This is a genomic window from Micromonospora sp. PLK6-60 (assembly GCF_019890675.1).
Taxonomy (GTDB): domain Bacteria; phylum Actinomycetota; class Actinomycetes; order Mycobacteriales; family Micromonosporaceae; genus Micromonospora.
The window spans coordinates 44865-69037 of sequence record NZ_JAIOAA010000013.1 but is presented as its reverse complement, the minus strand read 5'-3'; the positions used below and the strand labels follow the sequence as shown (position 1 = coordinate 69037).

General features: G+C 72.5%; 19 protein-coding genes. 6 read left to right on the top strand and 13 right to left on the bottom strand.

The window, feature by feature from the left end; genetic code table 11:
- Positions 1 to 140 precede the first annotated feature (140 nt).
- On the top strand, positions 141 to 1601 hold the full coding sequence (locus tag K7640_RS22105) for an alpha/beta hydrolase (protein ID WP_222956792.1): 1461 nt from the start codon (positions 141 to 143) through the stop codon (positions 1599 to 1601).
- 125 nt (positions 1602 to 1726) lie between these two features.
- Here the strand turns inward: K7640_RS22105 and K7640_RS22100 are convergent, their stop codons facing one another.
- Positions 1727 to 4564 carry a BTAD domain-containing putative transcriptional regulator gene (locus K7640_RS22100; RefSeq protein ID WP_222956791.1) on the bottom strand — a complete coding sequence of 946 codons (2838 nt, stop codon included), beginning with the start codon at positions 4562 to 4564 and terminating at the stop codon, positions 1727 to 1729.
- Between the two features lie 128 nt (positions 4565 to 4692).
- Here K7640_RS22100 and K7640_RS22095 point away from each other — a divergent pair, with 128 nt between their 5' ends.
- Positions 4693 to 7440: an AAA family ATPase gene (locus K7640_RS22095; RefSeq protein WP_222956790.1), complete on the top strand. Its 2748-nt coding sequence runs from the start codon at positions 4693 to 4695 to the stop codon at positions 7438 to 7440.
- A 100-nt stretch (positions 7441 to 7540) separates the two neighbouring features.
- Complete coding sequence (locus tag K7640_RS22090) at positions 7541 to 8053, top strand: sigma-70 family RNA polymerase sigma factor (protein ID WP_222956789.1); 513 nt, start codon at positions 7541 to 7543, stop codon at positions 8051 to 8053.
- Between the two features lie 176 nt (positions 8054 to 8229).
- Here the strand turns inward: K7640_RS22090 and K7640_RS22085 are convergent, their stop codons facing one another.
- The 4 genes from K7640_RS22085 to K7640_RS22070 form a co-directional block, all read right to left on the bottom strand.
- Positions 8230 to 8979 (bottom strand): SDR family NAD(P)-dependent oxidoreductase, encoded by a 750-nt coding sequence (locus K7640_RS22085; protein ID WP_222956788.1) that lies wholly within the window; start codon positions 8977 to 8979, stop codon positions 8230 to 8232.
- Between the two features lie 163 nt (positions 8980 to 9142).
- Positions 9143 to 9346: an SDR family NAD(P)-dependent oxidoreductase gene (locus tag K7640_RS22080; protein ID WP_222956787.1), complete on the bottom strand. Its 204-nt coding sequence runs from the start codon at positions 9344 to 9346 to the stop codon at positions 9143 to 9145.
- 60 nt (positions 9347 to 9406) lie between these two features.
- Complete coding sequence (gene wrbA / locus K7640_RS22075; RefSeq protein WP_222956874.1) at positions 9407 to 10027, bottom strand: NAD(P)H:quinone oxidoreductase; 621 nt, start codon at positions 10025 to 10027, stop codon at positions 9407 to 9409.
- Between the two features lie 376 nt (positions 10028 to 10403).
- The gene (locus tag K7640_RS22070; RefSeq protein ID WP_222956786.1) at positions 10404 to 10874 is read right to left on the bottom strand and encodes a MarR family winged helix-turn-helix transcriptional regulator; all 471 of its coding nucleotides are present in this window, start codon (positions 10872 to 10874) and stop codon (positions 10404 to 10406) included.
- 184 nt (positions 10875 to 11058) lie between these two features.
- Here K7640_RS22070 and K7640_RS22065 point away from each other — a divergent pair, with 184 nt between their 5' ends.
- Entirely contained in the window at positions 11059 to 11982 is a 924-nt protein-coding gene (locus tag K7640_RS22065; RefSeq protein ID WP_222956785.1) for a hypothetical protein, read from the top strand.
- Between the two features lie 124 nt (positions 11983 to 12106).
- Here K7640_RS22065 and K7640_RS22060 read toward each other — a convergent pair whose 3' ends face one another.
- The 6 genes from K7640_RS22060 to K7640_RS22035 all read right to left on the bottom strand — a co-directional run bounded on the left by K7640_RS22060 (position 12107) and on the right by K7640_RS22035 (position 17826).
- A complete protein-coding gene (locus K7640_RS22060) occupies positions 12107 to 12823 on the bottom strand; it encodes a zf-HC2 domain-containing protein (protein ID WP_222956784.1) in 717 nt (238 codons plus the stop codon).
- Positions 12824 to 12845: 22 nt separating this feature from the next.
- Complete coding sequence (locus tag K7640_RS22055) at positions 12846 to 13364, bottom strand: sigma-70 family RNA polymerase sigma factor (RefSeq protein WP_222956783.1); 519 nt, start codon at positions 13362 to 13364, stop codon at positions 12846 to 12848.
- Between the two features lie 111 nt (positions 13365 to 13475).
- Positions 13476 to 14081: a hypothetical protein gene (locus tag K7640_RS22050; protein WP_222956782.1), complete on the bottom strand. Its 606-nt coding sequence runs from the start codon at positions 14079 to 14081 to the stop codon at positions 13476 to 13478.
- A gap of 40 nt (positions 14082 to 14121) precedes the next feature.
- Positions 14122 to 15435 (bottom strand): hypothetical protein, encoded by a 1314-nt coding sequence (locus K7640_RS22045; protein WP_222956781.1) that lies wholly within the window; start codon positions 15433 to 15435, stop codon positions 14122 to 14124.
- Between the two features lies 1 nt (position 15436).
- Positions 15437 to 15967: a type VII secretion system-associated protein gene (locus tag K7640_RS22040; protein ID WP_222956780.1), complete on the bottom strand. Its 531-nt coding sequence runs from the start codon at positions 15965 to 15967 to the stop codon at positions 15437 to 15439.
- Positions 15967 to 17826 carry a hypothetical protein gene (locus K7640_RS22035; RefSeq protein ID WP_222956779.1) on the bottom strand — a complete coding sequence of 620 codons (1860 nt, stop codon included), beginning with the start codon at positions 17824 to 17826 and terminating at the stop codon, positions 15967 to 15969. The genes K7640_RS22040 and K7640_RS22035 overlap by 1 nt, the downstream gene beginning before the upstream one ends.
- Positions 17827 to 18022: 196 nt before the next feature.
- Between K7640_RS22035 and K7640_RS22030 the strand changes: the two genes are divergently transcribed.
- Positions 18023 to 18322: a hypothetical protein gene (locus K7640_RS22030; protein ID WP_222956778.1), complete on the top strand. Its 300-nt coding sequence runs from the start codon at positions 18023 to 18025 to the stop codon at positions 18320 to 18322.
- Positions 18323 to 18342: 20 nt separating this feature from the next.
- A complete protein-coding gene (locus tag K7640_RS22025; protein WP_222956777.1) occupies positions 18343 to 18987 on the top strand; it encodes a hypothetical protein in 645 nt (214 codons plus the stop codon).
- Positions 18988 to 19191: 204 nt separating this feature from the next.
- Here the strand turns inward: K7640_RS22025 and K7640_RS22020 are convergent, their stop codons facing one another.
- Together K7640_RS22020 and K7640_RS22015 are read right to left on the bottom strand one after the other, a co-directional pair.
- Entirely contained in the window at positions 19192 to 23568 is a 4377-nt protein-coding gene (locus K7640_RS22020; protein ID WP_222956776.1) for an FtsK/SpoIIIE domain-containing protein, read from the bottom strand.
- Between the two features lie 91 nt (positions 23569 to 23659).
- Positions 23660 to 23956, bottom strand: a complete 297-nt coding sequence (locus tag K7640_RS22015; protein WP_222956775.1) for a WXG100 family type VII secretion target — start codon at positions 23954 to 23956, stop codon at positions 23660 to 23662.
- Between the last annotated feature and the right edge of the window lie 217 nt (positions 23957 to 24173).

Below are 24173 nucleotides of genomic sequence, written 5' to 3'. Positions count from 1 at the left end.
GCCACCCGCCACGCCCGCCGACGCGCCACGGAACCCGTCACGGATTCCGGTGAGCTGTGTGAACCGACCGGACGAACACACGTCGTGTGGTGGTGTCCGCACCTGTCGTCGCGAGCCGACACCACGTCCGCGGAGGACTCATGCGAAGGATCTTCAACACCGTGCTGAGCGCCCTGGTCGCCAGCGCTCTGAGCCTGGGAGGCGCAGTGATCATCGGACCCCGCGAAAGCTCGGCTGCTCCGGGCGCGAGCCGCAGCGTGGCCTGGCATTCCTGCCCGGAGCACGAGGCAGATCAGCGACTGCGGTGTGGGTCGCTCACGCTTCCCGTCGACTGGGCCCGCCCCGACGGCCCCACCTTCGAGCTGGCCCTCGCCACCCGCCCGGCGGCGGACCCCGGGGACCGGATCGGCACCCTGATCTTCCACCCGGGTGGGCCGGGGCTGTCCGGTATCGACGCGGTGTTCGACGAGCGCTACTTCAACCCGGAGATCCTGCGCCGCTTCGACATCGTCGGCTTCGACCCGCGCGGTGTCGGCCGGAGCAACCCGGTCGTGTGTTCCGCCAACCTGCTGGCCGAGCGGCCTCCGCCGGTGCCGACGAGCAAGCGGGCCTACGACGGCCTGGTGAGGTACAACCGCGCGCTGTACGAGGACTGCCGGCAACGCACGGGCCCGTTGACCGACCATCTCGACTCGGTGAGCGTCGCCCACGACGTGGACGCGATCCGGGCCGCGCTGGGAGAGTCGACGATCACCTTCTACGGCGTCTCCTACGGGTCGCTGACGGCCCAGGCGTACGCCGAGAACTACCCGCACCGGGTGCGCGCGATGGTGCTCGACAGCCCGATGGACCACAGCCAGTCCGCGCGGTCGTTCTTCGTCACCCACACCGCGGCGGCCGAGGACATGTTCACGCAGTTCGCGTCCTGGTGCGACCGGACGCCGACCTGCGCCCTGCACGGCCGCGACGTGCCGGCACTTGTCACGTCGCTGTCCGCTCGGGCGGACAACGGCGATCTCGGCAACTACACCCGGTACGGCCTGACCGCGGAGCTGCAGTTCACGTCCTGGCTTCCGGCCAACTGGCCCCGACTCGCCGAACGGCTCACCGCACTGGACGGCGGGCCGGTCGGGCCCGGGACGGCCGCCACCATGCCCGAGGTTCGACCCCTGGCCGACTTCGCGTTCTGCCAGGACTGGAAACTCGACATCCGCAACTTCACCGACTTCTCCCGCCTCCTGGAGGAGGCCGCATCGGCCGCACCTCACCTGTGGGTCGGCGCGGCCGGCGCGGAGTCCTTCGGCTCCTGCCTCGGCTACCCCGGCAGGGTCCGTAATCCGCAGCATCGGCTGGACGTCGACACCCGCCGTCCCGTGCTCGTGGTCGCCGCCCAGCACGACCCGGCCACTCCACGCCACTGGGCGGCAACCGTCACCGAACAACTCGGCCGCGGCGCGCGGCTGTTCACCTACCAGGGGTGGGGTCACGGGGTCTACCGCCAGCACCTGTCGTGCCCCGACGCGGTCGTCGACCGCTTTGTTGTCGATGGGCGGCTCCCGGCGCCGGGGACGACCTGCGCCGCGGTGGATCCGCGCCCCTGAGCCGGCCGGCGCTGCCGGCTGCTGAGTGGGATACCCCGGCGGCCGGCAACGGTTCCCACGGTTCGATGCCGGCAGGGCGGCGGAACCGTAGCGGGCCGGGTGGTGGCCGCCGCGTCGACGATCCGCTACGCCGCCACGCCATCGGCGCGGTGGCCCAGCTTCGCCAGACGATGCCGGATCCCGGCCTCCTGCCCCGGATTCGAGTCGTTGCTCAGGGCGAGAGCCGCCAACCAAGCCGTCCGGGCTGCGGACCGGTCGCCCATCGCATAGGCGGTGTCACCCAGGCCCAGCTTCGCCCGGACCATGTGCACGCGATGGCTGATGGCAGTGGACAGCTCTTCGGCCGCGGTCCAGTCCGCCAGCGATTCGGCGTACTGCCGCTCGCGGAGATAGAGGTTGGCGCGCCGGAGGTGGCATTCGCTGCGGCGGACATCGCGGCCGAGCTGCTCGCTCATGGCCAGCGCCCGGCCGATGGTCGCAAAACTCAACGTACGGTCGCCGAGTTCGTACTGCGTGTCGGCGAGACGGCACAGCACATCCAGTTGCGTGATCTGCTCCCCGAGGGACTCCGCGATCCGCAGCGCCTGGTGATGACAGGCGGCGGACCGGTGGTAGTCGCCGACCGCGAAGCTCACCTCGCCGATGTTGCGCAGCGTCAGCGCTTCCCGGGACGCGTTGCCCAGCTCGGTGAAGATCGTGAGCGCACGTTCGAGCAGGGCCAGCGCGGAGGTGCTGTTGCCGAGGTAGAACTGGGCACCGGCCAAACTGCGCAACATGTTCGCCGCTCCGGCCGAGTCGCCGGCGCCGCTGGCCGCGTCCAGGCACTCGCGCACCACGGTCGCCCACTCCTGCCACCAACCGTCCCGCTGGTAGAAGCCCTGCACCGTCAGCTCCAACTGCCAGGCGTCGTAGACCCGGCCCACGTCGTTCGCCTGACGCATGACGGCTTTGAGCACCTCACGTTCGGCGGCGAACCAGTCGGCGGCCTCCATGCCGGTGCTCGGGCTCTCGTCGACGACCCCGTCGAGAATCTCGGGTGGATCCGCGTCGATCTCGGGATTGATATGACGATTGGCCGCGTACGCGGCACGTCGGTAGTACCCGAGCAGCCGGTCCGTGGCCGCGTCGCGCTCCGCGGCGGTGTCGGTGTCGTGCAACAGCTCCCGCGCGTACGCGGCGATCAGGTCGTGGGCGCCGTAGCGACCGGGCCGACGTTCGGTGACCAGCCTGCTTCGTACCAGCTCGCCGAACACGCCGCGGGCGGTGCGCGCGGGCAGGCCGCCCAGGCTCGCCGCGGCCGGAAGCGTGACGTCCGGGCCCGGATGCAGTGCCAGCAGACGGAAGAGGCGGGCGGCCGAAGGGCTGAGCCCACGGTAGGACCAGGAGAAGATGGCGCGCAGGTCGCTGTCCGGATCGTCGACGTCGAATCCGTCGAGGCTGCCCCGAGTGTCGTGCAGCTCACGGGCGACGGCCGACAGCCGATATCCGGGGCGCGCCAGGGTCCGGGCGGCCACCACGGCGAGGGCCAGCGGCAGGCCCCCGCACAGTGTGACGATCTCGTCCAGCGCCGGCCGGTCCGCCAGCGCACGCGCGGGTCCGAGGCGCGAGACCAGGAGGTCGCGCGCCTCATCATTCGGCAGAACGTCGAGTGCGAGCACGTCGGCCCCGTGTGTCGCGGCGAGACCGGCCAGGCTGTACCGGCTGGTGACCAGGACGAGGCTTCCCGGGGCGCCGGGGAGCAGCGGCCGGACCTGGTCGGCGTCGCGGACGTTGTCCAGGACGATCAGCACCCGGCGCTCCGCCAGGACACTGCGGTAGAGCCCGGACCGGGCCAGCTCGTTCACCGGGATGTCCGGGCCGCGGACGCCCAGCGCGTGCAGGAATGCCTGCAGCACCTCTCCCGGGGCCAACGCGGCGTCCGGATCCAGGCCCCGGAGGTCGGCGTAGAGCTGGCCGTCCGGGAACTCGTCGGCCACCCGGTAGGCGAGGTGGGTCGCCAGGGTGGTCTTTCCGACCCCGGGGATGCCCTCGATGGCCACAATCCGCAGGGCCCCGGTCGGGGCTCGGCCGTGGATGAGCGCAAGCGCCCGGCGCAGGCTCTCCGCCCGGCCGGTGAAGTGGGGCAGGTCGGGCAGCAGCTGGGCCGGAACGACGAGCGGGCCAGCCGCCAGCGGGCCCTCGTCGCGCAGCGGTACCTCCGGCGGCTCGGCACTGCCGGCGGCGTCGTGTCGCAGGACCTTCCGGTATGCCTCCTGGAGCTCCCGGCCCGGATCGATCCCGAGCTCATCGGAGAGCCGGCCGCGGAGTTCCTGGTACAGGGCGATCGCCTCGGCCTGCTGCCCGGCCGCGGACAACGTCAGCAACAGTTTGGCCTGCACGGCCTCGTCCAGCGGACGCTGCGCGGCGACCCGCCGCAGCATGGGCAGCACGGTACGCGCCGTTCCGGCGCGCAGGGCCAACTCGGTGGCCTCGCCCACCAGGTCGGCGTACTCGTTGTCCACCGCCTCGAAATCGGCGACCGGGCGACTGATCAGGTCCGGCGCTCCGGCGCACGGCCCACGCGACAGTTCCAGCGCCCGCACGTAGGTCGCCAACGCCGCCACGGGGTCGTCCGCCGTCCGCGCCTGTCGCACCAGGTCGCGAAAGCGCAGCAGATCCAGTCCGTCCGCGTCGACCACCATGCGGTAGCCGGCCGCGTCGCCCACCAGCCACCGTCCGGATGCGCGGGGTCGCAGGTCGGGTTCGAACAGCCGGCGGAGGCTGCCCAGGTGCAGGTGCACGATGTTCACGGCGCTGCGGGGCGGCCGCTCGTCCCACAACAGCGCGACGAAATCCATGATGCCGACAGGGCGGCCGGCCCGCGCCAGGAGCAGCGCCAGGATCAGCCGCTGCTGGCGCGAGCCCGGATCGACCTCCTGTCCGCCCCGCCACACCCGCACCGGGCCCAGCACGGCGAAGCGCACGGGCGGACCCTGGCCCGGCGTGCCGGCCCCCATCAGCATGGCGAGCGGTCAACGATCACGGCTCCCAGCTTAGAGTCTGTTGGCCGAGGGCGGCTGAACCCGGACCGCCCGGTGGCGTAGTGCCGGATGTGACGGCAACCCCTGAGCTGTTGTTCGGGCGCGAGGTGGAACTGGCGCGTATCGAACGATTCCTGGAATCCGTGCGGCACGACGGAAACGTGCGGATGGTCCGCGGCGAACCCGGCGTCGGCAAGTCGGCCCTGCTGGCCGCCGCGGCGACCATGGCCGAGGCGGCCGGCCTTCGGGTGTTACGCGCGTCCGGGTCCGAGTTCGAGGCGGACGTCAGTTACTCGTTGCTCAACCAACTGCTGCTGCCGCTCTACGGTGAGATGCAGCGACTGCCCCCGGCGCTGCGCGACGCGCTCACCGTGGCGCTCGGCTTCGGGCCCGGCCCGGCACCCGCGGCGTTGATGGTCTGCAACGCCGCCCTGTCCCTGCTCACCACGGTGGCAAAGCAGGCGCCCGTCCTGCTGATCGTGGACGATGTGCAGTGGGCCGACCGGTCCAGCGCGGTGGTGCTCGGCTTCGTCGCCCGCCGGGTGCCGAAATCACCCATCGGGGTGATCGCCGCCCGGAGAACCGGCACCGAGAGCTTCCTCGACCCTAGCGGCCTCACCGGGGTCACCGTCGAGCCGCTGAGCGCCGAGGCGTCGAGCCGGCTGGTGGATTTCCGCTTCCCCACCATGACGCCGCGCGCTCGGCAACGCCTGCTCGACCTCGCCCAGGGCAATCCCCTGGCCCTGGGCGAGCTGCCGGACACCCTGGCCGACCCGCCGCAGCCCGCGAACTTCTCGGACGTGGTGCCCCTCAGCGACCGGCTACAGGCCAACTTCGCCAACCGCATCGCCGGCCTGCCCGATCCCACCCGCCTGCTGCTGCTGCTCGCCACGTTCGAAGGCAGCGGCGACGTGCGCATTCTGCGCGGCATGACCGACCTCACCCCGCTGGCACCGGCCGAACGAGCCCACCTGGTGCGGGTCGACGACGCGACCGGGCGGATCACCTTCCGGCACCCCCTCATCCAGTCGGCGATCGTCGCGACGTCCACGCACGAGGAGCGCCGCCGGGCGCACCTGGCCATCGCCGAAGCCCTGCCGGGCGATCCGGAACGTCGTAGCTGGCATCTCGCCGCGGCCACCGCCGGGCCGGACGAGGTGGTCGCGGCGGAACTCGAGCGCGCCTCCCACCGCGTCCTGCAACGTGGTGACGCGCTGGCCGCCATCGCCGCCCTGACGCGCGCGGCGGAGCTCAGCGCCACCGGGGAGGACGCTGCCCGACGGCTGGCCGAGGCGGCGTACATCGGCGCGGAGGCCGGCGGCTCGGCCGACGCGACCACCCTGCTCGCCCGGGCCCGGAAGATGAACGTCGACGCGGCCGGCGCTCTGCACGCGGCCGGCGCCGCGGCTCTTTTGATGATCAATGGAGACGGCGACGTGCACACCGCCCACCGGCTGCTCGCCGGCGCGATCGAGACGGGCGCGCACGGCTGGCGCGCGGACGACCCCGCGCTCGACGAGGCCATGCACACGCTGCTGTTGCTGTCCTGGTACGCCGGCAGTCCCGACCACTGGGCCGCCTTCCACCGGCTGCTGGCCATGCTCCGCCCGGGCCCGGCCGACCTCCTGTCGGTGATGAGCAGAACCTTCCCCGACCCGGTACGCACCGGCCGGGCGGCGCTGCCCGACCTGGAGGCGCTGATCGCCACGTTGCCCGAGGAGGAGGATCTGACCCGGGTCATGCGGATCGGCACCGCCTCGATCTATCTCGACCGGTTGGGCGAGAACCGCGAGTACTCGTGGCGGCTCGTGCGGCAGGGGCGCGAGGGAGGGGCGCCGCGGCGGCAGTTGTCGGCGATGATGCACCTCTGCCTGGACGGCTTCCTCACCGGCCGGTGGGACGAGTCCGAGACCTTGGCCGTCGAAGCGCAGCAGGTCTGCGGCGACAGCGGCCTCACCTTCCTGAGGTGGTACTTCCTCTATACCCGGGCGATCGTCGCGGCCGGCCGGGGCCGGGCCGGTGAAGCGTACGAGCTGGCCGACGAGATCACCCACTGGGCGCTGCCCCGCGGGGTCGCCGGAGCGGCGGCCATCGCCCATCACCCGCGTGCGTTGGCCGCCGCCGCGACGGGCGACTTCGAGTCGGCCTACCGGCACGCTGCCGCGTCCAGTCCCGCCGGCGTCCTCGCCGCGTACGTGCCGAACTGCACGTGGTTGATGTTCGACCTGGTCGAAGCCGCGGTGCGCACCGGGCGTCCGGCCGAGGCCCGGGCGCACGCCGACGCCATGCGCGGGGCGGACGTGGCCGCCTTGTCCTCCCGCATGAGGCTGCTTCAGCACGGCGTCGACGCGCTCGTGCTCGACAGCGACGACGCCGACACCCGGCTCGCGCAGACCCTGAACGACCCGGCCTCCGAGCGCTGGCTGTTCGAGTCGTCCCGGATCCGGCTCGCCTTCGCCGAAAGGCTGCGCCGCCGGCGGAATTTCTCGGCCGCCCGAACCCAGCTGCTCGCCGCCCGCAGCGGCTTCGCCGCCATGGGCGCCGAGCCGTGGCTGGTCCGCGCCACCGCGGAGCTGCGCGCCACCGGCTACCGGCCCGTCGTCGCCGAGCAACCGGCCGCGGGCCCCGCCGGCCTCACCGGCCAGGAGCTCGAGATCGCCGGCCTGGCCGCCGGCGGTCTGACCAACAAGCAGATCGCCGAGCGCCTCTACCTTTCCCCCCGCACGGTCGGCGCCCACCTCTACCGAATTTTCCCCAAGCTCGGTATCTCGGCACGGGCCGGGCTGCGCGACGCCCTGTCGGCGCAATTACCGGAATAGCAGAATGCTGAACGGACGCTAATTAACTGGCAATAGAGTAGGAATTTACTGCCCCCCTCCTACGCTTTCCCCAGCGTGCTGGACGACGGAGGGGAATATGATGCCGAGGGCCACCGCCACCGACACTGACCTGCAGGTACTCCACCGGGACAATGGCGGCGCGCTGTTGCACTACCTGCGGAGACTGACCCCACCGGGCTCTCCCTGCACGGCCGAGGATCTGCTGCAGGAGACGATGCTGAGGGCCTGGCGCAGCCTGGACCAACTGCCCGCCGGTCCGGAGCCGCAGCGGCGCTGGCTGTTCACAGTCGCCCGGCGAATTGCGATCGACGCATACCGCAAACGGCAACGGCGGCCCATCGAGGTCGGCTTCGCCGACCCGGACCTGGCGCCCCCGGCAAACTCCGCGGCAGAAACGGCGATCGCCTCGCTCACCCTGCGACGCGCCATCGGCGAACTCGGCGCCGCCCACCGGTCCGTCCTGCTGGAGCTGCACGTCAAGGGACACTCCGTCGACGAGGTCGCCGCCCTGCTCGGCATTCCGGCCGGCACCGTCAAGTCGCGTGCCCACTACGCCGTGCGTCATCTGCGCGAAGCGCTGGCGAGTAGCTGAACAGCGCGAAGTGACCGTCAGCGCGGAGTGAGCATCAGCACCGCGCCGTCGTCAGAGACGGCGCGTCCCGCACGCTCCACGGGGTGGTCGTGCCGAGTCGACGGAACGCGCGATCCCCGGTGCGCGGGACGCGACCGGGGATCGTGCGGTGGCCACTGTCGTAGGTGGCGGGCCCGCTATCGCGGCAGACCGTCGTAGTCGGCCTGCCCGGCGGCCTGCCCGCCGTCGCCGGCCACGTCGCTGCCGGTGACGAACGTCGAGTCGTCGCTGGCGAAGAAGAGGACGATCCGGGCGATGTCGTCCGGCTCCCCGACCCGGCCGAGTGCGATGTTGCTCGTGTTGAAGGTGACGCCTTCGGTCATGGGCGTGCGGGTCTGCCCGGGGTGGACGGCGTTCACGCGGATCCCGTGGACGCCCAGCTCCAGCGCGGCGGTCTTGGTGAGGCCACGTACGCCCCACTTCGACACCACGTAGCCGGACATCCTCGGCACGCCCTGGAAGGCGCCGACGGAGCCGATGTTGACGATCGACCCGCCGCCGGCCCGCTTCATCGCCGGGACGACCGCCTGGATGCCGTTGAAGACACCGATCAGGTTGACGTCCAGCGTGCGCTGCAACCGCGCGGTGTCCCACTCTTCCAACGGCGCCGGGTCGGCGATGCCGGCGTTGTTGACCAGGACGTCGACGGAGCCGAAGCGCTCCTCCGTCCGCCCGACGAGGGCGGCCCACTCGTCCGTCGATCGGACGTCGAGCTTCTCGGCGACCGCCCGCGGTCCGAGCTCGGCCGCGAGTTCCTCCGCCGCCGGAAGGTTCACGTCGGCGATGACGACGCTCGCGCCCTCGCCGACGAGCCGGCGGACGGTGGCGGCGCCCATTCCCATCGCGCCGCCGGTGACCACCGCCGTCTTTCCCTGTAGCCGTGCCATGGTGATGTCCCTTCTCCCGCCCCGCAGGTGCGGGGATTCATGCGTCGTGGTCGGTGCTCCGGCTGAGGGGCTTCCCCGGCGGTCCGCTCGTCCGGCGTCTGCTGCACGGCGTCGTCGAGGCGGTCGACGGTCTCGTTGCCCATCGACATCGACCGATGGCCTCCTAGCCGGCCTCGCCGGACCGGACCTGGTCGGTGACGTCCAACTCGAGGGTGCCGGAGCGGTCGGGGCAGGCGCTGACGACCTCCTCGGCCCCCGCCGTACGTCGATCGCTCAGCACGACCGTGTTTCCCGCGGCGAGCGCCGCTCGGGCGACTTTCCGACCGAGTCCGGAGCCCGCTCCGGTGACCAGCCAGACGCGTCCCATTGCGATGGTCCTTTCCGAGGTCCCGTCCGCGCGGCGCGGTCGGGGTGGGGTGCCGCACCGTCAGGCGGCGTTTCCCGACTTGAGGGCCCGGGCGATGCGGACGACGCGTTCGGCCTGGTGCCGGGCTGCGTTGCGGGTGTCGTCACCGATCGCGCTGAAGTCGGGGCCGGTCGCGTGGTGTGAGGTGCCGTAGGGGTTGCCGTCGACGAACTTGACCGCGTCGGTGTATCCGGGCGGCACGATGATGCCGCCGAAGTGGTGGATGCTGTTGTACATGGCGAGCAGGGTCGACTCGTGCCCACCGTGGCGGGTGGCGGTCGAGGTGAAGCCGCTGTAGACCTTGTCGGCCAGCGCGCCGGCCTGCCACACCGCCGACAGGGTGTCGAAGAACTGCTTCAACTGGGCGGCGATGTTCCCGAAGCGGGTCGGCGACCCGAAGATGACGGCGTCGGCCCAGACGAGGTCATCGGGGGTCGGGGCGGGCACGTCCGCGGTGGCCGCGTGGTGGGCGGCCCAGACCGGGTTCGCCTCGATCGCGGCCTGCGGCGCCAACTCGGCGACCTTGCGGATCCGCACCTGCGCGCCGGCGGCCTCCGCCGCGTCCGCCATCGTGGTGGCGATCTCGGTGCCGGTACCGGTCGACGAGTAGTAGATCAGGGCGAGCTTGACGACGTTGGACATGGTGTGGATCTTCTCCTCGGATGCGTGAACCACGGTGGCCCTCGGCGATGCCCGGGCGGCTTACTGCGGCCAACCGTAGCCAGATTCAGGTGACACGTCACCTCTACGTGTCCGATGACACATCACCTTCGCTGGGTACGGCGACGCCGAGCACACCCAAGGTCATCACCAGGTCGGCCCATCGCCGGGAAACAGCCCTTATGGTCGCTTGAAAGGCCAGCTCCGCCGCGACCTGAACCCGCGCAGCAGCCCTGCCACGGGGGCGGGGTGGCAGCAAAGCCCGGCAACAGAGCAGGTGGCACGTCACCGTTTATCCGCGCCGACAGCTATCCGCCCCGGAAATAGAGGTGACTTGTCACCACCCGGGTCGGCCTGCTCAGTCCTCGAAGGCGTCGTCCTCGAGGTTGTCCAGCACCGCTTCCGAGACGACGGCGAGGGTGTCGAGCTGACGAGGGCTGAGCACGTCGAGGAAGATCTGCCGCACGTACCGCAGGTGCAGCGGCGTCGCTTTGTCGATCACCGCGCGCCCCTCGTCGGTGAGGGCGATGCGCGTGCCACGTCGGTCCTCGACGCAGGTCTGCCGCTCCACCAGACCTCGGCGGATCATCCGCGAGATCTGGTGGATCAGGCGGGTCTTCTCCCACCTGAGCGCCTCCCGCAACTCGAAGACGCGCATCGGGCCGTCCTTGGACATCCGCAGGCTGCTCAGCACAGCGAAATCCGCCACCGAGATCTCCGCGTCCCGGAGCAACTGGCGGTTCATGTGACGCCGGACGTCCTCCTGCATCGTCAGGAACGCGAACCACGCACGTCGCTCACGGTCGTTCAGCCGCTCAGACTCGCTCACCCCTCAACGCTACCGCCCGGAGCAGGCCCGACCGCGCCGACAAGGTGGTGAGCCGGGGCATGGCCGGCTACTCCCGCCGCCACGGCGAGAGCGAGCTCGGCTGAACCGATGTCGAGCGGGGGCCGTGTGGATGCCGAACTGCTTCCGGACGTACGGGAGCCGGTAGAAACCGGGAGACCCCAAGATGATGCGCAATTACCTGGTGCCCTTCGCCGCCCTGATGACCGCCGGCGCGGTGGCGTTGACCGCGTGTGGCTCACCGTCGGAGGCGCCCGCACCGGCGCGGGTGCCCGCCCCGGCCGGCGGCGAGGCCGCGGACGGCTCGGTGGGCGGCAGCCTCGCGCTGCTCTCGGGCACCGCGAAGTCGAACAGGTCGCAGGCCGACACCGGCGACTGGGCGGTGCCGAACGGCGGCGTCGCGGCGGGGGCGGCCCGCCGGTCGTCGCAGCGGTGGGTGCAGTTGACCGCGAGCCGGGCCGGCGACCTCGACCCCGTGGTCGTGAACGGCGCGGGGCTGACCCTCTACCGCTTCGACAACGACAGCAACAACCCGCCCACCTCGACCTGCGACGGGGAGTGCGCGCAGACCTGGCCGCCGGTCACGGTCGCGCCGCGCGGCAAGGTCTTCATCGCCGGGGTCAGGAAGTCGGCGGTCGGTACGGTCACGCGCGCCGACGGCACCGTCCAGGTCACCATCGGCGGCTGGCCGGTGTACCGGTTCGCCAAGGACACCAAGCGGGGTGACACCCTCGGCCAGGGCGTCGGTGGCACCTGGTTCGGGGTCACCCCGACCGGCGGCAAGGCCGGCGCGCCGGAGGGTGGCCAGGACACCCCGGACACCGGTGACGCGACCGCGCCGCCCGCCACCAGTGCCGTCTTCTTCGACGACGCCAACTTCAGCGACAACGGCGAATCGCAGGGCGTGGCCGGCAGCGGGTGCCAGAACCTGCCCCGCCCGGGTGTCGCCTCCTCGGTCGCCGCCCCCGGCTCGCTGAAGATCTGGGCCGGCCCCGACTGCACCGGCCGGACGCAGGTCATCAACGGTGACGTCGCCGACCTGGCGGCCATCGACTTCGACAACGCCGTCGCCTCGGTCCGCTTCGGCTGACCGCCGACCGCCCGGGTGTGCCGGTCCGGCTCTGTCGCCGGGCCGGCACACCCGTCTTCGGGTCGGCCCAGCCGCGCCCCGACCCGCCCTCCCGAGGCACCGCCGCAGCGACCGCGGCGATGCCCTACAGCTTCGCGGTGGCGTAGACCTTGCCGTCGGTGTTCTCCACCCGGACCCCGTCGACCTGGGCGGGCTCGATCAGGGCACTCCCGTCGAGGGTGGTGCCGTCGGCCGCCCCGGCCTCGGACACCAGCCAACCGCCGCTCAGCACGGTACTGCCGTCCTTGCCGACGACCAGCAGTCGGCAGCGCTCCCCCTGCGGGATGCCGGAGACGGCCGCGTTGATCCGCACCCAGCCCGTCGCCGGGGTCATCGCGACGGTGAGCCGGGCACCCGTGTCCGGGTCGGTGGTGCTGGCGTAGCGGGTAGCGGCGGTCACCGAGGCCGGCGGGGTGGGCAGGGCACGCGTGTCGGGTGCGTCGCCGGTCGCGCGACCCAGCAGGACGCCGCCGGTCGCCGCGGCGGCGAGAGCCGCCACCGCGGCCGCGCTCACGATCACCGTGCGGCGCCGACGACGCCCGGCCGATTCGCCGCGAACCTGGCGCAGGGTGCGCTGCAACAGCAGGTCGCCGCCCTCCGGTGGGCCGTCGAGCAGCATCGCCTCGGGCACGGCTTCGAGGGCGTGCTGCCACTCCCGGAGCGACTCGACCTCGGTGCGGCACTCCGCACAGGCCGCGAGATGCTCCTCAACCTGCCGGAGCTGCTCCTGGTCGAGCTCGCCCATCAGATAGCCGCCGATGTCCACGTGGTCACCGGCCGGCGTCAAGCTGTCCGATTTCATGGGGCAGACCGTTCCACCCGGTTCAGTGCACCGCGATGTCGCGGAGCGCCCGGAGTGCGTAGTAGGAGCGTGACTTGACCGTTCCCGGCGGGATGCCCAGCGCCTTGGCGGCTTCCGCGACTGTACTCCCGCGCAGATAGACCTGCTCAAGAACCTCGCGATGCTCCTGGGAGAGGCGGTTGAGCGCGTCCACCACCACCATCGAGTTGACCACCTGGTCGGCGTGGTCCCGTTCGATCGCGCCGTCCGTCGGGCTCTCCGGCACCTCGGGCGGTCGCGCCTTGCGGGCCCGCACCGTGTCGGTGACGAGGTTACGGACCACGGTGAGCAGCCACCCCCGCACCGATCCCTTGCCGTTGACCAGGCTGTCGGCGTGGCGCCAGGCGCGTACCAGCGCCTCCTGGACGATGTCCTCCGCGGCGGCCCGGTCGCGGGTCAGTTGCGTCGCGTAGGCGAGCATCGCGCGGCCGTGTTCCTCGTACAGGGATCGGATCAGGGCCTCGTCCACTTCCGGCCGACGATCGGGCCGCAACCCCGCCATACCAACCATCCTCTGTTGACCCTCGCCGGCGTCGCCGACGGTGCACCGGGTAACCAGGATGCCTGCCGCACCTTCTGATATCGGCAATAAGGAATGAATATGTTTTTATGCTCACGAGGGTGAACTTTCGCGCTCTCGGCCCGTCGGCGCGGCCGCCTTGTCCCCGTCCGGAGCGACCACGAACCAGAGCCCGTCGGCCCCCTGCCCGGTGGCCTGACCGGGCACCCGGTCGTCCACAAAGCGGTAGACCGGCCGTCCGCCCACGGTCACCTGCTGGGTCCCGTCCGGACGGGCCACCGCGCCGAGCCGGGCGGGATCGAGGTCCTTGAACTTGACGGTCTCGTTCACCAGGACCGGCAGCCACACTGTCAGGCACCGTCCGATGCAGTTCGACCGCGAGGGCGCGGCGCTGTCCCGGTCGAAGCGGTAGAGCGTGAAGCCCTGCCCGTCCAGGACCACCGGGCCGAGTTCCGGGTGCTCGCCGAGCTGCACCGACGCCGGCCAGTAACCCCCGTCGGGGCTGCGCTCCCCCAGGCCGTCCGGCGCGCCGGGCACCCGCGGATCCGGCGCGGCGCCGGACGTCGGCCGCGGCCCGCCGCCGATGTCCGGCTGCGGTACGGCGACCGGGTCGGTGACCGTGGTGGCGCATCCGGACGCGAGCAGCGCGGCGGCCAGCGCCAGGGCACCGAGCAGGGTACGGGGAGTACGTGCCTTCATCGCCACACCAATCGATCGACGGGTTCGGACAGGGAGCCGGTCAGCGGCGCGGATTCGCGAGGCGCCGGCCGCGCGGCGTGGGATGGTCCAGGTCGAGCCCGAGCACCCCGACGTCGAGCGTCCCGTCGGCGTCGACCTCGAACCGCCAGGCGGCGTTCGGTGCGTCGCCGACGACCAGGACCGCCGCCGTGCCGCCCGAGGCGGTCGCCAGCGCGCCGAGGCGCTCCAGCTCGGTCGGCGCGATCGCGGTGGTGACCAGCACCAGGTGGTGGTGCAGCGCGTCGGGCTGACCTGTCGCACCCCGGACGTCGCGGTGCGGCGTCAGCACCTCCCGTACGTCGGCGACGGCCCGGACCTGCTCCGGGACCGGCGCCGAGGGAGGGGGTGGACCGACCACAGTGATCCGGAGGGACGCCGCCGCGTCGCGCCGGCCGATCTCGTCGACGAAGGCGCGGGCGAGGCGCTGAGCGACGTGGGAATCTCCGGTGAGCGCGACGATGCCCGGCGCCCGGCCGAGGTTGACGACGGCCAGCTCACCCCCGACCGTACCGACGGTGGCGAGCAGCGGCATCCCGTCGGGGCCGTCGACGCTCTGGTCGAGCTGCCAGCTCGGTGCCTCCCAGATCGCACCCTGCTGGCGCACCCGCCAGGGCGGCGGGGCGACAGGCAGCGCCGGCGCCAGCCGCAGCGACACCCGGTCCGGACCGAGGAGCGCCGCGTACACCTGGGCCTGGGCCGTCTGCGCGGCCACCTGCCGCAGGGCGCGGTCCAGCACCTGCCGCGAGCCGGTCGCCGGGGCCGGGCGCGGCGGCCCGGCCGCGCGACGCCGCCGGACCAGCACCGGTACGACGATCGCCAGCAGCGCCGCGCCGACGCCCAGCAGCGCCACCGCGACCGGCCGGAGCCCCGGGATCCCGCCGCTGTCCACCCCCGGCGGTCGGGCGACCGGCGGCGCATCCGGCTGCCGGCCCTCGTCCGCCGGCGCATCCGGCTGCCGGCCACCGTCCGGCGGGGCGGACGGCGGCGTGCCGACCCGGATCTCGCCGGAGGTCGCGCCCTCCGGCAGGACGAACACCCAGCCGGCCCGGATCGACTGCGCCGGATCGGTGAGCGAGCCGCCGTCCGGCTGGGTCCGCCCCTGGTTCAGCTCGAAGAGCTCCGGCCAGCGCCGGCTGTCGCCGAGCACCCGGTCGGCCACCCCGGGCAGCGTCAGCTCGCTCTCCGTGCCGGGTTCCCCGGGCACCACCCAGTACGGCACCGACGGCTGCACGGCGTCCGCCCCGGTCGGGGCCGCGAGCAGGAACGCGGTCACCACCGCCAGCACCAGTCCGGCGTACGCCCTGGTCCGGGACATCTCACGCGGCTCCGTCGGCGTTCAGTGACTCGCGCAGGGCGTCCGCGAGCAGGCGCATGGACCGGGGGCCGCCCGGGTTGACCAGGACGTCGAGCCCGTCCGGGAGCAGCCCCAACAGCTCGGCCAGGCCGACCTGCCGCCACTGTGGAGCGTCGACGCGCGCCTGGTCGACGGCGCCGGAGGCGATCACCGCGCAGGCCACCCCGTCCGGGGCGGACATCACCGCCACCTCGCCGGCCTCGTCGAGCGCCACCATCACCAGGCTGTCGCGCACCGTGCGCAACACGAGGCCGACGTCGGCCCGGTCGCTGACGACGAGCTTCGCCGCCGCGTCCACCGCGCTGGTGGGTGAGTCGGCGTTACGCGGCTGATACAGCGGGTTGGCCTCGAACCGCCCGATGGTCCCGTCGTCGGAGACCAGCCAGCCGCCGACGATCGTCTCCACCGCAGGGTCCCTTGTCGACTCCTCGTCGTCTCTGTCCAGCAGCAGCATCCAGTCGCGCTGCACGTCGGTCTCGTCGCGCTCGTTCATCAGGACCTTCCCTTCGGCGTCGGAGTGATCCTCCGGAACTCGCCCCTGCCGTCTCTCTCGTCGTTCGTGCTCTCCACGGCCAGGGTCGCGATGGTCTCGCCGGGAGTGGTGAACAACCCGTCGAGATCCTGGCCCTGGGTCGCGTGCACGGTGTTGTTCGCCGCGAAGATCGGCCGCTTGTTGCCGAGGTCGCGCATGACGTCAGCGAACTGCTGGCCGGCGTCGCCCGCCGTGTTGGCGAAGTTGCAGGAGATCATGGCGATCGCGGCCTTCGGGTTGGCCTCGGCGAGCGCCCGGAAGTTGGGGTCGTTGCTGAGGATCTTGGCCATGCTGGCGCCGGGCACGTTCACCACCTTGCCGCCGGTCAGGGTCACCGCTGCGCTGTCCGGGCTGCCGTGGGCGAAGATGAACATCGGGTCGCTCTTCAGCCTGCTCCACGGAGCCGCCAGGAAGGTGTTGCCGGCAAGGGTGGGCTGGTCGCCGGGCAGTTGCCTGATGATCTTCAGGCCCCCGACGTCCATCGAGCCGCCCAGGTTCCTACCCGCGGCGAGGTTGGCCTTCTGCGCTCCCCAGTCGGTGAAGTTCGCGATATCGGTCGACCTGCTGGGGAAGATGACCCCGATCTGCTTGCCGTTGCTGTCCTTGAGGGGGACCGACTGGACGTCGTCGATGCTGAACGTCTCCAGGCGGCCCTTCTGGTTCATCCCGGCCAGCAGTCGGGGGTCGTTGGCGCGCCTCTGGTTGGAGATCCTGAGGTCGCGCGCGAAGCGCATGTCCTCGATCTTGTTGCCGATAGACGTGAACACGCCCTTGATGGTCTTGCCGAGGCCGAGCGAGGTGACCGTGGTGTCGATCCCCGTCCCCGGCGTGGGGGCCTTGCCCACGTCCCGGGTCGCCCCCGGCGTGCCGCCGAGCCCCTTGATGCTGTTCCTGATCCCCTCCGAGACGCTGCCGGGCAGCTTGTTGCCGGCACTGCCGGCGATCTTGATGATGCGACCGACGAGCCGCCCGCCCGGCACCAGACCGAGCACCAGACCTCCGGCGGCCAACCCGATCGCGGCGGGGTCCCCGGTCAGCGCCGCCGCCGCCAGGTCGATCGCACCGGAGAGGAAGCCGATCGCCTGGCCGAGCGGCGGGAAGATGAACGAGGCGATCACCGACAGCGCGTCCAGGATCAAGGTGATCCACTGGATGACCGTGCTGCGGAGGAAGTCGATGAACGCCTGGAACGCCTCGACGATCTTCTCCCACAGCGAGCGCTGCGGCGCGTCCTTCGCCAACCCCCGCAACGTCTGCGCCGCCGTCCGGGCGGCCTGATCCCGCAACGCCGTCGCCTGGCCCAGCAGCGCCTTCGCCTGGTCGAGCGCCTGCTGGGCGTCGGCGGCGCGCCGCTGCGCGGCGGCGTCGTCGTCGCTGGCCCGGTCCTTCGCGGCCTGGTCCGCCGCCGGGTCCCCGCCCAGCGCGGTGAGCGCCGCCTGCGCCGAGGCGAGCGCCGCCTGCGCCGCGCTCTGGTCGCCGGAGGCCTGCCGGGCCTGGTCCAGGGCGCGCAGCGACATCGTCTGCGCCTCCTCCAGCGACGGCAGGTACCGCAGGTACGCGTCGGCCGCCGCCGAGTAGGAGTTCGCCATCCGGTCCAGCCGGCCGGGCAGCTTGCCGATCAGGTCCCGGAACGCCTCCATCGCCTTGCCCTGACCCAGTTGGACCTGGCCACCGGAGGCGAGCAGGTCGTGCGCCTCCCGGGTGGTCCTGGACAACTCCTGGTAGGCCCGGGTGATCTCGTCGAAGGACTCCGGATCACCGGGTACCGGGTCGGAGTCCACCTGCAACACCGACCACTCGGCGTCTCCCGGACGCGCCATGACCAACCTCCCCCTCGCACCGACCGCTCCCCGCTCCGGCCGATGCCGTGAGCCGACTCGCACACGTGGCGGTCGTGGAAACGGTTCAGCCGGACTGAACCGATCCGACCGGCCGTCCGTGTACGGCGCGAAGTCATTGACCGGGGAGGAGATCGGGGATGGGCAAGCGGGGCAGGCTCGACGTCGGGGTGGCGGCATGAGCGTGATCGACGTACCCGGCGCGGAGCTGATCCGGGTGCACGACCTGTTGCAGCGCACCAGGGAGCTGATGGACAGCTCCCCGATCAGGTCGATGGGTCCGGTGGTCGACACGCTCGGGCAGCGCGAGCTGGAGTCGGCCGCACGCGAGTTCGAGAAGCGCTGGGGCGACGGACGGTACGTGGTGGCCAAGGACCTCGAAGGGGTCCGCGACGCCGCCAAGGCGGTGGCCGACGCGTTCCGGGAGACCGACGACCAGACGGCAGCCGCGCTCGAGTCGGACGGGGCCACGAGTTGACCGGCGCGGGAGGCACGTCGGTGGCGGTCCCGACCGGCTTCGAGCTGCGGACGCCGCCGGACTGGGTCGACTTCTCGGTCGCCGACCAGGCGAGTGAGAACCGCGTCGCGGACGAGGTGTGGACCCGGGCCCGCGCGGGCGGGTTCACCGAGGAGCAGGCGGGACAGTACGCCGAGCAGCTCCGCCGGTCGGTGCGCCAGGCCCGCGACGCGGGCACGGTGCACGCCGCCGGCACCTTCCAGGTGTACGAGGACGGCGCGCTCATCGCCACCGTGCTGGTCTCGGTGGTCAACCCGCCCGCCACCGGCGACATCATCGGCGCGTTGACCGCTGTCGCGCAGCCCGCCCACGCCGACGGCACCTGGCGTCGGGTGAGCACCGCCCACCTTCCCGCGATCGGCACCGTCGGCCGGGTGCACGGCATCCAGCACGTCACCCAGGACGGCGCCACCATGCGCAGCGCCGTGATGCACACCGTCGTACCACTACCGGGATCCGCGAACGTGGTGGTGGTCACCGGTTCGAGCCCGAATCTCGCGGAGGCGGAGGAGATCTTCGAACTCTTCGCCGCGATCACCGCGACACTGACCTTCTCGTATGAGGGGGAGGCGCCCGCGCTCACGCCGCCGGCAGCCTCCCCGGGGGAGGTCGGCAGCCAGGGGTGACTGCCGACCTGCGTTGGGGGGACACCTGGGGGTGGTGTCCCCCCAACGTCGTATCGGTGCCCGGTCGGGGCGCCGGGGCGGTTGCGTACCCGGGCCGTCTTCGTACCCGGGGCTACCTCGGCCGGGCGTTTCCGGCCCTCGGCGTTGGCCGGAGACGGTCGGGTCCGGCCCGATCCGGGCCGGACCCGTCGTCGCGGTCGCCTGCTATCCGGCGTCGTCGGCCCCGGCCGGCAGCTTCCGCAGCGCGGCCGGTTCGGTCCGGGGCACCTGCACCAGATGCGGTCGGCCGTCGCCGAAGTGGGCGAGCACCCGGCCCGGCCGCCCGCCGCCGAGCTGGCTGCGGGACAGCTTCACGCCGATCAGCTCACCGTCGCCGAGTCCCTGCGGGCTGAGCAGCGCGCCCTGCCGGTTGCGGCGGGCGTCGACGTGCCAACCGCCGAAGCCGCCGGAGAGGCCGTCGATCGAACCGCCCAGGATCAACCCGAGGCCGTTCTCCGCCCCGACCCGGGCGATCTCACCGAGATCGCTGCCGGCGTCGCACTTGAGCAGCTGCTCGGCGTCGTCCAGGACGACCACGGCCGGTCCGGCGCGCCCGGCCAGGGCCGCCGCGAGCCCGGCGGAGGTGAAGTTCTCGCTCGTCACCAGGTCGAGCACCCCGGGCACCCCGGCCAGGTCCCGCAGCGGGGATCGGCGGGGTGCCGCGATCACCACCGGCGTGCCCCGCTCCAGCAGACCGGCGACCATCGTCAGCAGGGCCGTGCTCCGCCCGGACCGGGGCGGTCCGGCCAGGATGAAGGACGGGTTGGTCCCGAGGTCCGGGCCGATGGCCGAGAGTTCGTCCCCGCCGACGCCCAGCATCGTCCAGAGCGGGCCGCCCGGCCGGGACAGCACGCTCGCCTGGGCCAGGGTCAGCTCGTCCGGCAGCACGTCGATCCGGAACGGACGGCCGGCGGCATCGACTGCCGCGTCGCGCAGTCGCGCCGTCTCGGCGATCGCGGCGAGCGCGCGGGCCTGACCCTGCCCGGAGCTGTCCGGGGTGAGCAGGGCGATCTGCGCCTCCGCGCCGTCGGCCGCCCGGATCGCCCGGCCCGTGCCGATCTCGTCGGGCAGCTGCCGGTGGTTGATGCCGACCAGGCTGTAGTCGCTGCGTTCGGTGAGTCGGAGCACCAGTTTGTCGTCGGTCGTCGACGAGATCCGGGTGCTGAACATGCTCCGGTCGCCGGCCAGCACCACGTGGATGCCGGCCCCGGCGCCCTCGCGCAGCAGGGTCAGCAGCGCCGCCATGATGCTGCCGTTGTCGTAGTCGGCGAACGTCTTGTCGAAGACCTCGAACCGGTCCAGCAGCACCAGGATGTGCGGCGGCCGGTCGGCCTCGGCCGCCGCGGCCCGGTACTCCACCAGCCCGGCCGAGCCGGTGGCGGCGAGCAGTTGCTGGCGGCGTCCCAGCTCCGCGACGAGGCGGGCGAACAGGCGGCCGAGCCGTTCGGCCTCGGTCCGCTGCACCACCGCGCCACAGTGCGGCAGCTCGGTGAGGGCGAGCAGGGCCCCGTTGCCGCAGTCGACCCCGTAGAGGTGGACGTCGGCGGTCGAGTGCGCGCCCGCCGCGGTGCCGGCGATCGTCCGCAACGCCTGCGACCGGCCGCTGCGCGAGGATCCGATGACGTGCAGGTGCCCGAGCGTCCCCAGGTCCAGCTCCAGCGGCGCCTGCTCCTGCTGCGCCGGCAGGTCGACCAGGCCGTACGCCACCGCGGGCAGGTGGTAGCCGCTGCCGCGCGGCGCGGGAAGCGTGTCAACGGTCAGCGTGTCCGGCAGCGCCGGCAGCCACGGGCTGTGCGGCGGCGCGATGGCGAGTTGCTCGCTGGCGCCCCGGACGGCCTCCACCAGCACGGCGAGGTCGGTGAGTTCGGCCGATGGCGCGGCCTGCACGCCGGGGCGGCTGGGCCGGGGCCGGCCCAGGTCCTGCCAGGAGACCGGCGCGAGCCAGGGCGCCGCCCGGACCTCGGCGCGGGCGCCCGGGCGGAAGCCACCGACCCGCCCGGCCTGGAACGGCACCAGCGACGACTGGGCGAGGCGGACGAACGCGCGGCCCGGCGTCGACTTGAGGATCGAGGCGGCGTCCGGGGCGTTCAGCACGTCCTGGCTCTCGCTGGTGTCGGTGACCCGCAGGGCGATCCGCAGGTTGGTGTTCGCCCGGATCTCGGGCGACACCACCCCGCCCGGCCGCTGGGTGGCCAGCACCAGGTGGATGCCGAGCGACCGGCCCCGCTGGGCGATGTTCACCAGACCGGTCACGAAGTCCGGCAGGTCGCGGATCATCGACGCGAACTCGTCGATCACGATCAACAGTCGTGGCATCGACGTCCGGGTCGGCTCGCGCCGCAGCAGGTCGACGTAGTCGTCGATGTCCTTCGCACCCGCCTCGGCGAGGATGTGCTCACGCCGCTTCAGCTCCGCCGTGAGCGAGGTCAGCGCCCGACCGACCAGGTGGGTGTCGAGGTCGGTGACCATGCCGACGGTGTGTGGCAGCCGGACGCAGTCCTTGAACGCGCTGCCACCCTTGTAGTCCACCAGCACGAACGTCATCGCGTCCGGCCGGTTGGCGACGGCGAGCGAGGCGACCAGGGTCTGCAACAGCTCCGACTTGCCGGAACCGGTGGTCCCGGCGACCAGGGCGTGCGGTCCGTCCCGCTTGAGGTCCAGCGCGAACGGCCCGTCCAACGAGACGCCGAGCACCGCCTCGGTGGTCCGGCCTCCGGTGGTCCACCGGGCCGCCACCGCGTCCGGCTCCGGCGGTTCCATGCCGAGCACGTCGAGCAGCCGGCTCGCGTCCGGCAGGGCGGCGCCGTCGTCCCCGCCACCGGTGTCCCGCAACGGCGCGAGCGCGCGGGCCACCATACGCAGCCACCGCGTGGAGAGCAGGTCCGGGTGCACCCCGGGGATCGGCGCGGCGAGCGTCCGGGTCACCAGCAGCGAGCCGTCGGGCTGCTCGGCGACGACGGCCTGGCACTCCTCCGGCAGCAACCGCTCCTCGGCGTCGACACAGATCGCGTACACCCCGACCGCGGGTCCTTCGCGCAGGATCTGCGTCACCCCGGGCAGGGACCGCAGCCGCCGCGCCCCGTCGAGCACCACGAGGACGTCGCGGAAGGCCCCGTCCGTTCGCGCGCCGGCGCGGGCCGCGATCACCGCGCCCAGCTCGGCCACCCGGCGGGCCATGGTCTGGGTGTCGGTGCCGACGGTGGCGAGGGTGTCCTGGCCGTCGCGCGGCGCCGCGTGCGGCAGCCAGCCGACCCACGACCAGCCCTCCTCGTCACCCGCACCGGCGAGCAGATAGATCTGGAGGTCCTCGGGGCTGTGCAGGGTGGCGGCCTGGGCGACCAGCCAGTGGGCCGTCACCCGGGCGGTGGCGCCGCCGGCGACACCGACCACACCGTGTCTGCGCACCGGCACGGTCGCCGGCACGTCCAGGGCGCTCCACCGCACCTCTCGGCGGTGCTCGTCCTGGCTGGGATCCCGCAGCAGCACCTCGGACGGCAGGTCGGCGCTGCCGGCCCGCAGTTCGAGGAAGTCGGGGTCGGTGCGGCGTCGTTCCCAGAGGCGGCGCTCCGGTCCCACCGCCATCAGTCGTACCGCGGCGGGGTCGGGGAAGTTGTCCCGCCGGGCCAGCCGCTCGGCCGCCAACGCCTCCTGCGCCTCGGCGCTGATCCGCGTCCGCTTCGCCTCGTACTCGGCGAGCCGGGTACGGTAGCTGGCCTTTCCCTGCCGACGGGCGCTGACCTGACCGGCGATCAGCGCCACCGGCGACAGGATGGCGAAGAGCAGGGTCAGCGGATTGCCGGTAATGAGGTAGGCGGCGCCGGAGACCACCAGCGGGGCCAGCACGGTGATCAGCACGAACGGGCGGCGTTCCGGCGGCGACGGCAGCGACGGCAGGGTGAACTGGGTCGCGCGGACCTCCGGCAGCAACCGTGGCGGACGGTTGTAGTCCAGGCCGGTGCGGTCCTCGGAGATCTGCAGCGCGGCCTCGGCCCGGACCGGCACGCGCAGCTCCAACAGGGACGAGCCGACGGCGAGCTGACCGCCGGGCGACCACACCTGTTCGTCGTCGAGTTCGGCCCGGTCGAGCAGGAGGCCGGGCCGGGCCGGTCGGATCCGGCACGCGCCGTCCGGGCTGACCCGGACCGACGCCACGACGGGGGCGAGCGAGGGGTCGGTGAGGCGGACCCGACTGACACTCGCGGTGCCGATGGTGTGCTCGCCGAGGTCGAGCGGATGGACCGCGCCGGCGTCGGTGCCGCTGACCACCCGCACCTGCACCAGCCCCGGCGGCTGCGTCGGGGCCTGCGGCACGGGACGGTCCAGCCCGATCACGGTGCCCTGCCGCAGCGGGGCTTCGGCGAGGGTGAGCTGTGGGTCCACGGGCGCCCCGGCGACGAAGATCGCCGGTGGTCGGCGGGCGGGGTCCGGCCGACGCGCGGCGAGCGCCTCGGCGAGTTCCCCCACAGTGGTGTCGGGGTCCGCCTCGACCTGGTAGTCGAGGACGGCGGTGGACGGATCCGCAACGGTGAGCTGCAGGCGCACGAGGGTCTCCTGGTCGGATGGTCCGTCGGGAAAGACGGTCGGGGCCGCGCGGTGATTCGCTCACCACGCGGCCCCGGGCCCGTCCGGTCGTTCAGCGGCCGAGGCTGGCCCCGGTCTGGTTGTCCGTCTCGGAGAACGCGTCGCTGACCTGCGAGAGGTACTGGCTGATGCCCTCCATGCCGTTGAGGGTCTGGTCGACGCTGCCCTTGTACTCGTCGAAGTACGGGCCGAACTTCTGCTGGGCGGCCGGGGTGTTGTAGCCACCCTGGATCAGGGTGTCGATCTTGCTCTTGGCCTGGTTCATCCCGTCCAGCAGCGTCTGCATGTTCTGCTTCAGCCAGGTCGAGGCTTCCTGCATGTCCTCGCTGACGATGTGGTAGGTGGCCACGTTCCGCTCCTTCGTGTCGTCGGTCGTTCACCGGCTTCGCGGGGTGGCCTCTCGTGGGCCGCCTTCCGCCGTCGCCGCCACCCACACGGACGGTCGCCCGGAACGGTTCAGCGCAGGATTCGACGTCGGGACCGGGGACTCGGTGAACCACTTCGCCGGCCACGCCGTGTGGATGCCGGATCACGCGTACGGGCGCGGTCCTCCCCGAACACGAGGT